At 30.2% G+C, this 14,975-nt stretch carries 12 protein-coding genes and 1 riboswitch; of the genes, 9 read left to right on the top strand and 3 right to left on the bottom strand.

What is annotated here, in order from left to right; translation table 11 throughout:
* Nucleotides 1–163 precede the first annotated feature (163 nt).
* From KGF46_RS14050 to clpX, 7 genes are all read left to right on the top strand, one after another.
* Nucleotides 164–1,102, top strand: a complete 939-nt coding sequence (locus KGF46_RS14050; RefSeq protein WP_227828270.1) for a phosphoglycerate dehydrogenase — start codon at nucleotides 164–166, stop codon at nucleotides 1,100–1,102.
* Between the two features lie 186 nt (nucleotides 1,103–1,288).
* On the top strand, nucleotides 1,289–3,313 hold the full coding sequence (gene ligA, locus KGF46_RS14055; protein ID WP_227828271.1) for an NAD-dependent DNA ligase LigA: 2,025 nt from the start codon (nucleotides 1,289–1,291) through the stop codon (nucleotides 3,311–3,313).
* A gap of 155 nt (nucleotides 3,314–3,468) precedes the next feature.
* Nucleotides 3,469–4,818 (top strand): ribonuclease PH, encoded by a 1,350-nt coding sequence (gene rph, locus KGF46_RS14060; protein ID WP_227862092.1) that lies wholly within the window; start codon nucleotides 3,469–3,471, stop codon nucleotides 4,816–4,818.
* Nucleotides 4,818–5,288, top strand: coding sequence for a metallophosphoesterase (locus KGF46_RS14065; RefSeq protein ID WP_227828273.1), 471 nt, complete (start codon nucleotides 4,818–4,820; stop codon nucleotides 5,286–5,288). The genes rph and KGF46_RS14065 overlap by 1 nt, the downstream gene beginning before the upstream one ends.
* 193 nt (nucleotides 5,289–5,481) lie before the next feature.
* Nucleotides 5,482–6,768 carry a trigger factor gene (gene tig, locus KGF46_RS14070; protein ID WP_227828274.1) on the top strand — a complete coding sequence of 429 codons (1,287 nt, stop codon included), beginning with the start codon at nucleotides 5,482–5,484 and terminating at the stop codon, nucleotides 6,766–6,768.
* A 150-nt stretch (nucleotides 6,769–6,918) separates the two neighbouring features.
* Nucleotides 6,919–7,503 carry an ATP-dependent Clp endopeptidase proteolytic subunit ClpP gene (gene clpP / locus KGF46_RS14075; RefSeq protein ID WP_227435751.1) on the top strand — a complete coding sequence of 195 codons (585 nt, stop codon included), beginning with the start codon at nucleotides 6,919–6,921 and terminating at the stop codon, nucleotides 7,501–7,503.
* Between the two features lie 18 nt (nucleotides 7,504–7,521).
* Nucleotides 7,522–8,772: an ATP-dependent Clp protease ATP-binding subunit ClpX gene (gene clpX / locus KGF46_RS14080; protein ID WP_227842457.1), complete on the top strand. Its 1,251-nt coding sequence runs from the start codon at nucleotides 7,522–7,524 to the stop codon at nucleotides 8,770–8,772.
* Nucleotides 8,773–8,832: 60 nt separating this feature from the next.
* Here clpX and KGF46_RS14085 read toward each other — a convergent pair whose 3' ends face one another.
* The gene (locus tag KGF46_RS14085) at nucleotides 8,833–9,363 is read right to left on the bottom strand and encodes a chromate transporter (RefSeq protein WP_227842455.1); all 531 of its coding nucleotides are present in this window, start codon (nucleotides 9,361–9,363) and stop codon (nucleotides 8,833–8,835) included.
* Nucleotides 9,351–9,863, bottom strand: coding sequence for a chromate transporter (locus tag KGF46_RS14090; RefSeq protein WP_227435756.1), 513 nt, complete (start codon nucleotides 9,861–9,863; stop codon nucleotides 9,351–9,353). The genes KGF46_RS14085 and KGF46_RS14090 overlap by 13 nt, the downstream gene beginning before the upstream one ends.
* Nucleotides 9,864–10,034: 171 nt before the next feature.
* Here KGF46_RS14090 and lon point away from each other — a divergent pair, with 171 nt between their 5' ends.
* Both lon and yihA read left to right on the top strand, forming a co-directional pair.
* Nucleotides 10,035–12,398, top strand: a complete 2,364-nt coding sequence (lon, locus tag KGF46_RS14095; RefSeq protein WP_227828276.1) for an endopeptidase La — start codon at nucleotides 10,035–10,037, stop codon at nucleotides 12,396–12,398.
* A complete protein-coding gene (gene yihA / locus KGF46_RS14100; RefSeq protein ID WP_009891775.1) occupies nucleotides 12,388–12,999 on the top strand; it encodes a ribosome biogenesis GTP-binding protein YihA/YsxC in 612 nt (203 codons plus the stop codon). The genes lon and yihA overlap by 11 nt, the downstream gene beginning before the upstream one ends.
* Nucleotides 13,000–13,183: 184 nt before the next feature.
* Here the strand turns inward: yihA and KGF46_RS14105 are convergent, their stop codons facing one another.
* Nucleotides 13,184–14,557: an MFS transporter gene (locus KGF46_RS14105; RefSeq protein ID WP_227862093.1), complete on the bottom strand. Its 1,374-nt coding sequence runs from the start codon at nucleotides 14,555–14,557 to the stop codon at nucleotides 13,184–13,186.
* Between the two features lie 186 nt (nucleotides 14,558–14,743).
* A riboswitch (FMN riboswitch) is annotated at nucleotides 14,744–14,859 on the bottom strand.
* Nucleotides 14,860–14,975 lie beyond the last annotated feature (116 nt).

Consider the following 14,975-nt stretch of genomic DNA (forward strand, 5'->3'; position numbering starts at 1 on the left):
AGCTTGGAGATACTGATAACAATAGTTATCTTGACCAAGAAGCCACCACTTCAAACATTACCGTAGGTAGTTAAGTGTATGGTAGTTCACCTAATATGTGTTAAGTATCATATTATACTGTAAGATATAAAAATCTTAATACAAGTGGATGGAGGAAAGTAAAATGAAAGTATTATTTACAATAAATTATGGAGAAGAAAAATTTAAAAAAATAAATGAATTAGGATATGATGTTATACATTATTCCGAAGATAGTATAGAAAATAATGAAGATGTAAACACTGCAGATGTGCTAGTTACATATAATCCTTTTGACAGATTAGATATTTCTAAAATGGAAAATTTAAAATATATACAAACAACAAGTGTAGGTATAGACCAAATCCCAAAAGAAGATGTGTTAAAAAGAGATATCAAGGTAGCTAATAATAGGGGAGGGTATAGTATACCTATTGGTGAAAGCATCGTTATGTATATTTTAGAAATTTATAAAAATAGTGCAAAATTTTTTAAACAACAGCAAAATAAAGAATGGAAAATGGATTTTTCTGTATCAGAATTATATGGTCAAAGGGTTGGATTTCTTGGAACAGGAACTATATCATCAGAAGCAGCTAAAAGGTTAAAGGCCTTTGGTGTAGAAATATGGGGAGTCAATACTGATGGAAGCAACAAAAAATACTTTGACAAGTGTTTTTCTACTGAAGATATGGATGTTGTATTTAAGGAATGTGATATATTAGTTGTAGCAATGCCTTCTACAAAGAGTACAGATGGAATAGTAAATAAAGATATGTTTAACCTTATGAAAGAAGGTTCTGTATTTATTAATGTAGGTAGAGGAAACACAGTTAATCAGAAAGATTTAGAAGATTGTGTAGAGAAGTTTAGAGGTGTAGCATTAGATGTATTTGAAAGTGAGCCTTTAAGTAAAGATAATAAACTATGGGAAAGTGAAAATGTTATAGTAACTCCTCATAACTCTTGGGTGTCTGATAAAAATAAAGAGAGAACATTTAATATGGTCTATAATAATTTAAAACATTATATAATAGAAAATAAACCTGTAGATAATGTTGTTGATATATCAAAAGGCTATTAAATATGTAAAAATTCTAATGAAAATAAAAAACTCTTATTAGTGTTATTAGAGATACTATAAGAGTTTTTTTTGTAATAAATTTAAAGTCAAAAAAGTGATATACTAAAAAATATATAAATAGGAAATAATTAATTATAGGGAAATTTTAAAATGATTCAATTTAAAAAATATGAAGAGGTGCTAAGAGTGAGCGTTAAAAATGAAATTAATAAACTTATAGAACAAATAAACTATCATAATGAAAGGTATTATAACCAAGATAGCCCAGAGATATCTGACTATGAATATGACAAGCTAATGAAAGAACTAATATCTTTGGAAGAACAAAATCCAGAACTAAAGAGAATTGATTCTCCAACAAATAGAGTAGGAGGTAAGCCATTAGATAAATTTAATCAAATTGTACATAAAACTCCTATGCTGAGTTTATCAAATGCTTTTTCAGAGCAAGATTTGAGAGATTTTGATAAGAGAGTTCAGGAATATGTGGGAGACAGTGTTGAATATGTTGTTGAATTTAAGATAGATGGGCTTTCAGTAGGTCTTACCTATAATAATGGAGCATTTGAAAAAGGAGCAACTAGAGGTGATGGAGTTGTAGGAGAAGACATTTCTCAAAATTTAATGACTGTCAAAAGTATACCTCTTAAAATAGATGAAAAAAAAGAGTTAATAGTTAGAGGAGAAGTATATATATCAAAAGATAATTTTAGAAAAGTGAATGAACAACAAGAAGAACAGGAACAACCACTATTTGCTAACCCAAGAAATCTTGCAGCAGGTTCATTAAGACAACTAGACTCGAAATTAACTGCAAAGAGACCATTAGATATATTTGTATTTAATATGGAAAATATAGAAGATTATACTTTAGAGAGTCATAGTGAATCCTTAGAATATTTAGAAAAACTAGGTTTTTCAGTAAGTCAAAGTTATAAAGTTTGTAAAAATATAGATGAAGTTATTGAACATATTGAACATTGGACAGAAAATAGAGGTAATTTAGAATACGAGATAGATGGAATGGTAATAAAAGTAAATAATATAAAACAAAGGGAAGAGATGGGATATACTGCAAAGAGTCCAAGATGGGCAATTGCATATAAATTTCCAGCAGAAAAGAAAAAAACTAAAATAGTAGATATAATAGTAGAAGTTGGAAGAACTGGTACAATAACACCATCAGCAGTACTTGAACCAGTTAGACTTGCTGGGACTACCGTAAGTAGAGCAACACTTCATAATGAAGACTATATAAAAGAGAAAGACATAAAAATAAATGATACAGTATTGGTTCAAAAAGCAGGAGATATAATACCTCAAGTTTTAGAAGTTATAAAAGAAGCTCGTACTGGAGAAGAAGTAGATTTTAAAATGCCAGAAAAATGTCCTGTTTGTTCAGAACCAACAGTAAGATTAGAAGGAGAAGCTGCTGTAAAGTGTATAAATATGTCTTGTCCTGCTCAAATAAGAAGAGGGATTATACATTTTGTATCAAGAGATGCAATGAATATAGATGGTTTAGGAGAATCTATAATTACATTGTTGCTAAATGAAAAAATAATTCAAGATGTGTCTGATTTATATTATATAAAAAAGGAAGATGTAGTTGATTTAGAAAGAATGGGTGAAAAATCTGCTGATAATTTAATAAATTCAATAGAAAAGTCAAAAGAAAATGATTTATGGAGACTTATAAATGGTTTGGGAATTAAATTTATAGGTGTTAAGGCAGCTAAGATACTTGCCTCAAAATTTAAAGATTTAGATGATGTGATTTCTGCAACAAGTGAGCAATTAGAAGATTTAGAAGAATTTGGGGGTATAATGGCAAATAGTGTTGTTGAGTTTTTTAAGGAAGATAAAAATATAAATGTCATAGAAAAACTAAAAAGTGTAGGAGTAAATACAAAATCATTAGAGAATACAGGTGAAACAGTAGAAAGAATATTTGAAGGAATGAAAATAGTATTGACTGGTACACTTCCTACATTAAAAAGAAATGATGCAAAAGATATGATAGAAAAAAGAGGTGGCAAAGCTACATCTAGTGTAAGTAAATCGACAACTTTTGTTTTAGCTGGCGAAGAAGCTGGCTCTAAACTTACAAAAGCAAATGATTTAGGAATTAAAGTTATAGATGAAGAGAGATTTTTAGAATTATTAACTTTATCATCGAAAGATGAAGTAAAAGCTGTATTAGAGGGCTAAAAAGTCATTTAATTTAGTAGAAAACTACTATAATTAATGATAGAATAGTTCAGTAAGCTATCAGATTATGAAAAATGACATTATAGAAGATTAATAAACTTAAAACTTATAAAAATAAATTTATAAAATATAAAGAATTAAGAAAGGATATAAAAATGATCAGAAGTTATGATAGAACTAATGAACAGATAAGACCTGTAAATATTACTAGAAATTATACAAAGTATGCAGAAGGTTCTGTTCTTATAGAAATGGGAGAGACAAAGGTTATATGTACTGCATCAGTGGAAGAAAAAGTACCTCCTTTTTTGAGAAATAGTGGTACTGGATGGATAAATGCTGAATATTCAATGTTACCAAGGGCAACTCAACAGAGAAAAATAAGGGACGCATCTAGAGGAAAAATCGACGGAAGAACTCAAGAAATACAGAGGTTAATAGGAAGGGCAATAAGGTCTGTTATAGACTTAAATAAACTAGGAGAAAGAACTATTTGGGTAGATTGTGATGTGATTCAAGCTGATGGTGGAACTAGAACTGCATCTATAACGGGGGCGTTTGTAGCAGTTGCTGAAGCAATCTATAAATTATATAAAGCAAAAACATTAAAAGAAATACCAATAACAAATTTTGTATCTGCAATTAGTGTTGGAATAGTAAATGAAACCCATATGCTAGATTTATGTTACGAAGAAGATTCTAAAGCACAAGTAGATATGAATATAATAATGACTGACAAGTGTGAGTTTGTAGAAGTACAGGGTACTGGTGAAGAGAAACCTTTTTCAAGAAAAGATTTAAATTTATTGTTAGAGTTAGGAGAAAAAGGGAATAAAGAACTAATAAGACTTCAAAGAGAAGTTTTAGGTGAAATAGCAGATGAGATATTAGGAATGGATTATGGTAATGAAGTAGTGATTGCTACTAATAATGCTCATAAGCTAGAAGAAATAGGTGAAATCTTAAAGGATTTTGAATATGAGGTGTATTCTCTAAAAGATGTTGATTTAGCAGGTATAGAAATAGTAGAGGATGGAAAAACATTTGAGCATAATGCATTAATAAAGGCTAGAACAATAGCTAGAAAAACTAAACTTATAGCTATAGCTGATGATTCTGGCTTAGAGGTAGATGCTTTGGGAAAAAAACCAGGTGTTTATTCAGCTAGATATGCAGGAGAGCATGCTACAGATGAAGAAAATAGAGAAAAGCTATTAAAAGCCATGCAAAATGTGCCAATGAGTAAAAGAAATGCAAGATTTGTCTCTGCAATAGCAGTAGTTTTTCCAGATGGAAAAGAATTTGTAGTGAGAGGAATTTGTGAAGGAATGATAGGCTTTGAAGAAAAGGGCAAAAATGGCTTTGGATATGATAGCTTATTTATAGTAAAAGGATATAATAAAACCTTTGGTGAAATACCTAATGTTATAAAAAATTCAATCAGCCACAGAGCAAATGCACTAAAAATTATGAAACAAGAGTTTATGAAAAGGGTAGTGAAGTAATGAAAATAGGCATAATAAGTGATACACATATGATGATTAAAAATATGGAAAAGACAATACCATATTTAGAAGAATGTGACTTAATAATTCATGCAGGAGACAACTTTACAGACTCAAGATATCTTCATAATATGACTAAGGTTGGAATTATTGCAGTTAAAGGAAATTGTGATTTTGATGCTATAGAAGAAGAAATTGTCTTTGAAGTAGCAAATAAAACTATATTTTTATGCCACGGAGATAAGTATGGTGTAAAATATGGCACACAAATGTTAGAAAATAAGGCTGCTGAGGTTAATGCTGACATAGTTATATTTGGTCATACTCATACTCCATTTAGAGAAATTAAAAATGGTGTGCTTTACATAAATCCTGGAAGTACTTCACTTCCAAGAGGAGTATCGTATAAGAGTTTTGTAATTATGGAGATAGAAGAAGAGGACATAAATATAGAGGAAATACGCATATAAAGGTGTATTTATCCAAAAAAATGGCAAAAAACACTCAAAAAATTAAATTTTATCAAATAAGTACAACGATATTAATGGAACACTTGTAAATAAAAAAACTTATGTGATATAATTAAGTGGTTGAATTATAAATAGAATGAATTATGATACCATTATCGGGTATTACATAAATATCACTAGGAGGATTAGAAGGATGAAAGCAGAACTAATTAAAAAAGAGGGTAATAAAGTTACTTTAAAAATAACAGTAGATAACAATAAATTTGAAGCAGCAGTAAATAAGGCTTATAATAAAAGCAAAGGCAAATATAATATACCTGGATTCAGAAAAGGTAAAGCTCCAAGAATTGTTATAGAAACTCAATATGGAAAAGGTATCTTCTATAATGATGCTATAGAAGTGTTATTCCCAGAAGTTTATCCAGAAGCTATCAAGGAATTAGATATAGATCCAATAGACAATCCAGATTTAGATATAGAAGAAATAAGCAAAGACAATGGATTAGTTATGGTTCTTAATGTTGAAGTTAAACCAGAGTTTGAATTAGGAAACTATAAGGGTATAGAAGTAGCTAAGGTTGAGAATACTGTAAGTGATGAAAATGTTGAAGCTAAATTACAAGAAATGGTTGAAAAAAATGCTAGATTAGTAAGTGTTGAAGACAAAGCTTTAGAAGATGGCGATACAGCTATAATAGACTTTGAAGGTTTTGACAATGGTGTAGCTTTTGATGGTGGTAAAGGTGAAAATTATAACTTAGTTATAGGTTCAAACACATTTATACCAGGATTTGAAGAGCAATTAGTAGGTAAAAAAGCTGGAGAAGAAGTTGAAGTTAATGTTACTTTCCCAGAAGAATACCACTCAGAAGATTTAGCTGGAAAGCCAGTTGTATTTAATGTAAAAGTAAATGATGTAAAAGTAAAAGAATTATCTGCATTAGATGATGAATTTGCTAAAGATACTAGTGAATTTGATACTTTAGATGAATTAAAAGCAGATGTAAGAGCTAAATTAGAAGAAGAAGCAAAAAATAAAGCAGATGCAGAAATTAGAAATTCAGTAGTAGAAAAAGTTGCTGAAAATACAGAAATAGAAATACCAGAAGTTATGGTAGAGCATCAAATAGATAATATGTTAAACGAACTTAACTACCAATTACAATATCAAGGATTTGGATTACAACAATTACTAGAGATGACTGGTAGAACTATGGAAGAATTAAGAGAAGAAAGAAAAGAAGATGCTAAAAAATTAGTTAAATCTTCACTAGTATTGGAAGCAATAACTAAAGCTGAAGGAATTGAAGCAACAGAAGAAGAATTTAAAGCTGAATTAGAAAAAATGGCTTCTGCTTACAATATGGAAGTAGAAAAAATAGAAACTACTTTAAGAGATGCTGATAAGGAAGATATAAAAGGACAAATAAAAATAAGAAAGACAATAGACTTATTAGTTGAAAGTGCAACAATAGCTTAATAAAATAACCGCTATAACTAATATGGTTGACGTTATAGAATGTTTAGTATATAATGTTGTGCAAATATAATTTAGTTAAATGCGTAAAATAATTTACAGTAGCTTAAAAAAGCTACTGTAAATTATATAGAATAAAGGGGGTATGAAACCATGGCATTAGTACCTGTAGTTGTTGAACAAACAGGAAGAGGAGAAAGATCTTATGATATCTTCTCTAGACTATTAAAGGACAGAATAATCTTCTTAGGAGATCAAGTTAATGATGCCACAGCAGGGCTTATAGTAGCACAGCTATTATTCTTAGAAGCTGAAGACCCAGACAAAGATATACATTTATATATAAATTCTCCAGGAGGAAGTATAACTTCTGGAATGGCTATATATGATACTATGCAATACATCAAACCAGATGTAAGTACTATATGTATAGGTATGGCTGCTTCTATGGGAGCATTCTTGTTGGCAGCAGGAGCAAAAGGAAAAAGACTAGCACTACCAAATAGTGAGATAATGATACATCAACCATTAGGTGGAGCTCAAGGTCAAGCAACAGATATAGAAATTCACGCAAAGAGAATTTTAAAAATAAAAGAAACTTTAAATGAAATATTATCTGAAAGAACTGGTCAGCCATTAGAGAAAATAAAAATGGATACTGAACGTGATAACTTCATGAGTGCATCAGAAGCCAAGGAATATGGCTTAATAGATGAAGTATTTACAAAGAGACCGTAGATAGAGAGAGGTGTTAATATGTCTAAATACGAAGAGAAACGACAATTAAAGTGTTCATTCTGCGGTAAAAATCAAGATCAAGTAAGAAGATTAATTGCAGGTCCAAATGTATACATTTGTGATGAGTGTGTTGAACTTTGTGACGAAATTATTCAAGAAGAAATAGAAGATACTATAGATGAAGATACTACATCTTTACCAAAACCAAAAGAAATGATGAATATCTTAAATGATTATGTAATAGGTCAAGAAAAAGCTAAAAAAGCTTTATCAGTTGCGGTTTACAATCATTACAAGAGAATATATAGTAAAAAGTCTAGTAGCAAGGATATAGAAATCCAAAAGAGTAATATACTTTTATTAGGACCTACAGGTTCTGGTAAGACGTTATTAGCACAGACTTTAGCTAGAACTTTAAATGTACCTTTTGCAATGGCAGATGCTACATCACTAACAGAGGCTGGATATGTTGGAGAAGATGTTGAAAATATACTTTTAAAACTTATTCAAGCTGCTGATTTTGATATAGAAAAAGCTGAAAGAGGTATAATATATATAGATGAGATAGATAAGATTGCAAGAAAATCTGAAAATCCATCTATAACTAGAGATGTTAGTGGAGAGGGTGTTCAACAAGCTCTTTTAAAAATATTAGAAGGCACTGTTGCAAATGTCCCACCACAAGGAGGAAGAAAACATCCTCATCAAGAATTTTTAAAGATAGATACTACTAATGTATTATTTATATTAGGTGGAGCTTTTGATGGGCTAGAAAGAATAATCCAAAAACGTGGTGGAGATAAGACACTAGGGTTTGGAGCTAAGATAGAAAGTAAAAAAGAATTAGATTTAGGGAAGTTATATGAAAAAGTACTTCCAGAGGATTTATTAAAGTATGGTATAATACCTGAATTTATAGGAAGAATACCAGTTTTAGCTACTTTAGAATTACTGGATGAAGATGCATTAATGCAAATACTACAACAACCTAAAAATGCTCTAGTAAAGCAATATAAGAAATTATTAGAGTTAGATGATGTTGAGCTAGAATTTGAAGACGATGCTCTTCGTGCAATAGCTAAAAAGGCTATAGAAAGAAATACAGGAGCTAGAGGACTTAGAAGTATAGTTGAAAGTGTAATGATGGAAACTATGTTTGAAGTACCATCTAGAGATAATATAAAGAAGGTTATAGTAACAGAGAAATCTGTGAACGAAGACTCAGTAAATCCTATCATAGTACTTAAGGATCAAGAGGAAAGTGCATAAGATGATGAAAAGGAGCTTTAAAAGGCTCCTTTTTTTATGCTAATATGAAATTAGGTATTATTATGATAAAAATGTGAGTAGAATACCTATAATACCAAAGACGAATACAATTGCAATAGAGCCAATTTTCCCTTTATATAGAAGGTAGAATGATACTGCAAATGCGATTATTCCATATAAGTCCCAACTAACTTCTTTTGCAGATGAAAAAGCGGCTGACAGTATAAAACCTAAAGTAATTGGTCTAAGTACCATTAATAAATTTTCTACTTTTTTATTATTTTTGAACTTAGCAAATAACTTTGATATAATGGTTAAGCCTACTAATGCAAATATTGTAACACCGATAGTTGCAGATAGAGAACCAAAAAAACCAGCAGTTTTAAATCCTACAAATGTAGCACTATTTATTGCTACAGGACCTGGTGTAGATTGCGATATAGCAAGTAAATCTAAGAATTCTTGATTAGTTATAAGGTGGTATTTAGATATAAATTCTTGTTGAATAAATGGTAGCATAGCATACCCACCACCAAAACTAAATGCTCCTATTTTAAGGAATATTAAGAAGAGTAGTGTTATTTCTGACATAGACTATATACACCTCCTCCAATTATTAAATAAATAGGACTTATATTGAATACACCAACAGATAAAACTGCTATAATTAATAGTAGTATGTTAGTTTTAGACTTTGGCAGTTTCTTAAACATGCTCGTAAAAGAATACAATATAAGAGCTATTACTACAGGCGCAACTCCTTTAAAAAATCCATCTAAAATTTTAGATGAGGAATTTTTAAAATATAAATATGACAACACTAAGACTATACAAAATGACGGTAGAGCAGAGCCTAGGGTACATATAAGAACTCCTGGTATACCATAAAGCTTATATCCTAATAATACAGAGATATTAATTGCTAGTACTCCAGGATAACTTTGAGCTATGGATAGATAATCGATAAATTCTTCCTGCTCTAAAAGTTTTTGTTTGTTTACAAGTTCATCTTGTATAAGAGGAACCATAGCGTATCCACCACCAAATGTAAACGCACCAATTTTTAAAAAGGTTAAAAACAATTTCAACATAATAGAAACCTCCAAAAGATAAATAACATCTAAGTATACTAACACTAATATTATATCATAATAAAATAATAATATAATATGCTAAGAAGTTATCATTAATGTTGAAAATTAACATGTGCAAATATATAATATAAAATGCAAAATAATTAGACTAGAAAAGGAGTAATGTTGATGGAACAAAATTATACTAAAATAGATCATGAATTACCATTAATCCCTTTGAGGGGATTAGCAATATTTCCATATATGATATTAAATTTTGATATAGGAAGAGAAATATCTCTTAAAGCTTTAGACCAAGCTATGATGGATGAAGAGCTTATATTTTTAACATCTCAAAAAGAAGCAGATGTTGATGAACCAGGTGAAGAGGATTTTTATCATGTAGGAACAATTTGTAAAGTTAAACAAATGATAAAATTACCAGGAGATACAGTTCGTGTCTTGGTTGAGGGTGTATCAAGAGGTAGAGTAAAAAAAATAGAGCAAGAAGAAGGATACTTTAGAGCAGTAATAGAAGAAATTGTTTTTGATAGTGATAATTTAGATAGTGAAACAGAAGTTGAAATTGAAGCATTTGTAAGAAATGTATTTGATGCTTTTGAAGAGTATATAAACATTGGAAATAGAGTATCACCAGAAATATTAATATCTTTAGCTGATATAGAGGATGTAGATAGATTTATAGATACAATAGCTGCAAATATTTATCTAAAATCAAGTCAGAAGCAGGAAATATTAGAAGAATTTGATATTAAGAAAAGACTTGAACTTATATATTCTATATTACTAGAAGAGATAGATATATTAAAAATAGAAAAAAAGATAACTTTAAGAGTTAAAAAACAAATGAATAAAGTTCAAAAAGAATACTATCTTAGAGAGCAATTAAAAGCTATACAAAAGGAATTAGGTGAGGAAGAAGACATAAATTCTGAAGCAGATGAGTATAGAGAAAAGCTTAAAAAAATAAAAGCACCTAAAACTACTAAAGAGAAAATAGAAAAAGAAATTGATAAATTTTCAAAGATATCTTCAATGTCTCCAGATGTATCTGTAAGTAGAAATTATTTGGATACTATATTCTCATTACCATGGAATAAAGAAACAAAGGATAAACTAGATATAATTAAAGCACAAGCTATATTAGATGAAGACCATTATGGGTTGGAGAAGGTTAAAGAAAGAATATTAGAGTATTTAGCCATAAGAACTCTTGCTAAATCACTTAAAGGTCCTATAATATGTCTAGTTGGACCTCCAGGTACAGGGAAAACATCTATAGTAAAATCAATAGCTAGAGCATTAAATAGAAAATTTGTAAGAATATCTTTAGGTGGAGTTAGAGATGAAGCCGAAATAAGAGGACACAGAAGGACTTATGTAGGTTCTATTCCAGGAAGAATAATTAATGGAGTCAAAGAAGCTCAGACTAAAAATCCTGTGTTTTTATTTGATGAGATAGATAAAATGGCAGCAGATTATAAAGGTGACCCAGCTTCAGCTATGCTAGAAGTATTGGACCCAGAGCAAAATAAGGATTTTGTGGACCACTATTTAGAAATACCTTTTGATTTATCAAAGATACTATTTGTTACAACAGCAAATAGTTTAAGCAATATTCCAAGACCACTATTAGATAGAATGGAAGTAATAGAGGTATCTGGATATATAGAAGAAGAAAAATTAAATATAGCAAAACAATACTTACTTCCAAAACAAATTAAAGAGCATGCTTTAAAAGAGAATTTTATAAAAATGGACGATGAAACTTTAAGAAGTATAATAAATCATTATACAAGAGAAGCTGGAGTAAGAACATTAGAAAGAACTATTGGTAAAGTTTGTAGAAAAATTGCCAAAAAATATGTTGAGGACCCAACACTTGAAGAAGTTGTTGTAAATAAGTCTGACTTAGAAAAATATCTTGGAAAAGATATGTTTAAATACCAACTTGCAGAGATTAATCCTCAAATAGGGCTTGTAAATGGACTTGCATGGACAGCAGTTGGTGGAGTTACCCTTGAAGTAGAGGTAAATGTGCTTAAAGGAAAGGGTGAAATTGTATTAACTGGAAAACTAGGAGATGTTATGAAAGAATCTGCTAAGACAGGTATTTCTTATATAAGATCAATAGTGGACAGGTTTGATATAGACCCTGATTTTTATAAAACTAATGATATTCATATACACATTCCAGAAGGTGCTGTTCCAAAAGATGGGCCATCAGCTGGTATAACTATGGCACTTGCAGTAATTTCAGCACTTACTAAAAGACCTGTGCCAGGTAATATAGCTATGACAGGAGAAATAACTTTAAGAGGTAGAGTGTTAGCTGTAGGAGGAGTTAAGGAAAAACTATTAGCAGCTCATAGAGCTGGTATAACAAAAGTATTAATTCCTAAAGAGTGTGAAGCTGATTTAGATGATATACCAGAAAATGTAAAAGAGAAGATGGAGTTTGTACTTGTAGAGCATATGGATGAAGTATTAGAACAAGCTTTATTAAAGAGTGGTGAAAAAAATGAAAATTAGAAGTTCAGAGATAACTATGAGTGCTGTGAATAAATCACAGTATCCAGCAGAAGGCATACCAGAGATAGCACTAGCTGGTAGGTCAAATGTTGGAAAATCATCAATAATAAATACATTACTTAACAGAAGAAACTTTGCTAGAACTAGTCAAACACCAGGAAAAACTAGAACTATAAATTTCTATCTTATAAATAACGAATTTTATTTTGTAGACCTTCCAGGATATGGGTATGCTAAAATAGCCAAATCTGAAAAAGAAAAATGGGGAGGTATAATGGAACGATATCTAGAAAGTAGACAAGAACTATGCTCTATATTCCTACTTGTAGATATTAGACATGAACCTACAGCAGATGATAAACTTATGTACGAATGGATAAAACATTTTGGATATAACTGTGTAGTTATTGCAACTAAGGCAGACAAAATATCTAGAGGACAATATCAAAAGCATATAAGTATTATAAGAAAGAAATTGCAAATGGAGAGTAGTGAAAAAGTAATCCCTGTTTCTTCATTAAAAAAGACTGGTGTTGAAGAACTTTGGGAAGAAATTGTAAATCAATACAATCAACATGGATATGAAATAACAGTAGATTAATTTTAAGTGTTTATATATATTAAAATCAAATAAAGGATGCCTCAAAATGTTTTTAATGGAGATTTTGTGGCATCCTTGTTGTTTATAAACAATAAATATAAGTAATTATTGTTAGAAACTAATAAAATTAGTGTAAATTAGTTTGTTTAAAGATTTAGTGATTTATATAATTAGCAATAAATCTTTACTGAGAAGTAGTTTTTTCTGTCTTTTTCATAAAGAAAATTGTAAGTATAAGTCCTATAAAGCATACTGCTGCTGCAATCCAGTAAGATTGATTACTAGCTGCGACATAAGCCAGTGTATGACTTGTAGACTTTTGATGATATATAAGTCTTTGTGCAAAGAAACTACTGAAAAATGCTGTCCCAAGGGCAAATGACAAATTACGAACAGTTGCTAGAAAACTTCCTCCATATCCTTGCTTTTGAGGTGGAACATCTGCCAAGATACTACTATTGTTTGGTGAGCTAAAAGAGCCTAATCCAAAGCCAAAAATAATTAAGCATAGAATCAAAAGATATAATGGAGAATCAGCTTTTAAAAGTGCCATTCCAACCAGAGCAATAGTCATAAATGAAAAAGATACAGTCAGAATATTTTTTGCACCATGTTTGTCAGAAAGAGAACCTGCAATAGGAGCTATAAGTACCATAATAAGTGGATGAACAGTCATGACAGAGCCAGCCATCATAGGAGATAAATTTTTTAGTTGTTCTAGATAAAAAGGAAGTAGGAAAGATACTGCCATTTGAGGAAAATAACAAGCTATTCCAATAATATTGCCTACAGTGAAATTTCTATTTTTAAACAAAGGTAAATCAATAAAACTTTGTTCAAATTTTACTTCTCTCAATACCAACAATAAAAATGCTATAATTGCCACTATTCCTAGATACCATTTTGTATTTCCTTCTTCATTCATTGCAAGCAATATAAGTGTGGTACAAGATGCAAATAATAGAAGACCTGGAATATCGAAACTTTTGTTTTGTTCATCTAAAATAGGTTTTGGTAGAAATTTTATCCCAAGAAAGACTGCTATAATACCAATAGGTATATTGATGATGAAAATAGAAGGCCATCCAAAGTGTTCTAAAAGTATTCCACCAATTACAGGACCACTCATATTTCCTATACCAACTACTGCTCCAGTAATTCCTATAGCCTTTCCCTTTTCATTTGCTGGAAATGCATTAGAAACTATACCAAGTCCAGTTGCCATTAAAATACTTGCTCCAATTGCTTGAAATATTCTTGATAAAATCAATGTTACTAGGTTATTAGATATACTACATAGAAAGGAACCTATTGTAAATATAAAAAATCCTAACGTATATAGATAATTTGAACCTACCTTATCACCTAGCTTTCCAAAAAACAACATAGTAGCTGTTACAACCAACATATAAGCTGTAACTACCCATTGGATTTGCGACATGTTAATTTTAAAGTCGGCAGCAATTGTAGGATTTGCGATATTTAGTATACTTCCATCAAGAGTAGACATAAATATACCAATACAGATGATAATTAATACTATCCATTTTTGTTTCACTGATAACACTCCAATCTTTTACATAGTAGATTTTGTTTTATAAGTACAGTATAGTTACAAAATAAACAACAAAAAAGCACCTATTTCTTAGGTACCTTAGAATATGTTTATTTTCATGAATAAATGCGGTAGTTGAAGGATTTGTATAGATTACTCATGTAAAATTACATAAAGGTACTCATATACTATTTTCTTCTACCATCCAGATTTTACTGTCGGCTTTGGAATTTGACCAAATTCTGCCATAAGGCTCGCGGGCTTTTACCGCCGATAGGGAATTTCACCCATTTCTGAAGAAAAACAGATGTATTTTTTAATTTTATTTTAACATAAAATAACAGTCGAGACAATTAGATTTAAGCAATACAGACAACTACACCACAGTATAGACAGTTTTATTATACTTTTGGACAAAACC

Source organism: Clostridioides sp. ZZV14-6153 (assembly GCF_020657855.1).
Taxonomy (GTDB): Bacteria; Bacillota; Clostridia; order Peptostreptococcales; family Peptostreptococcaceae; genus Clostridioides.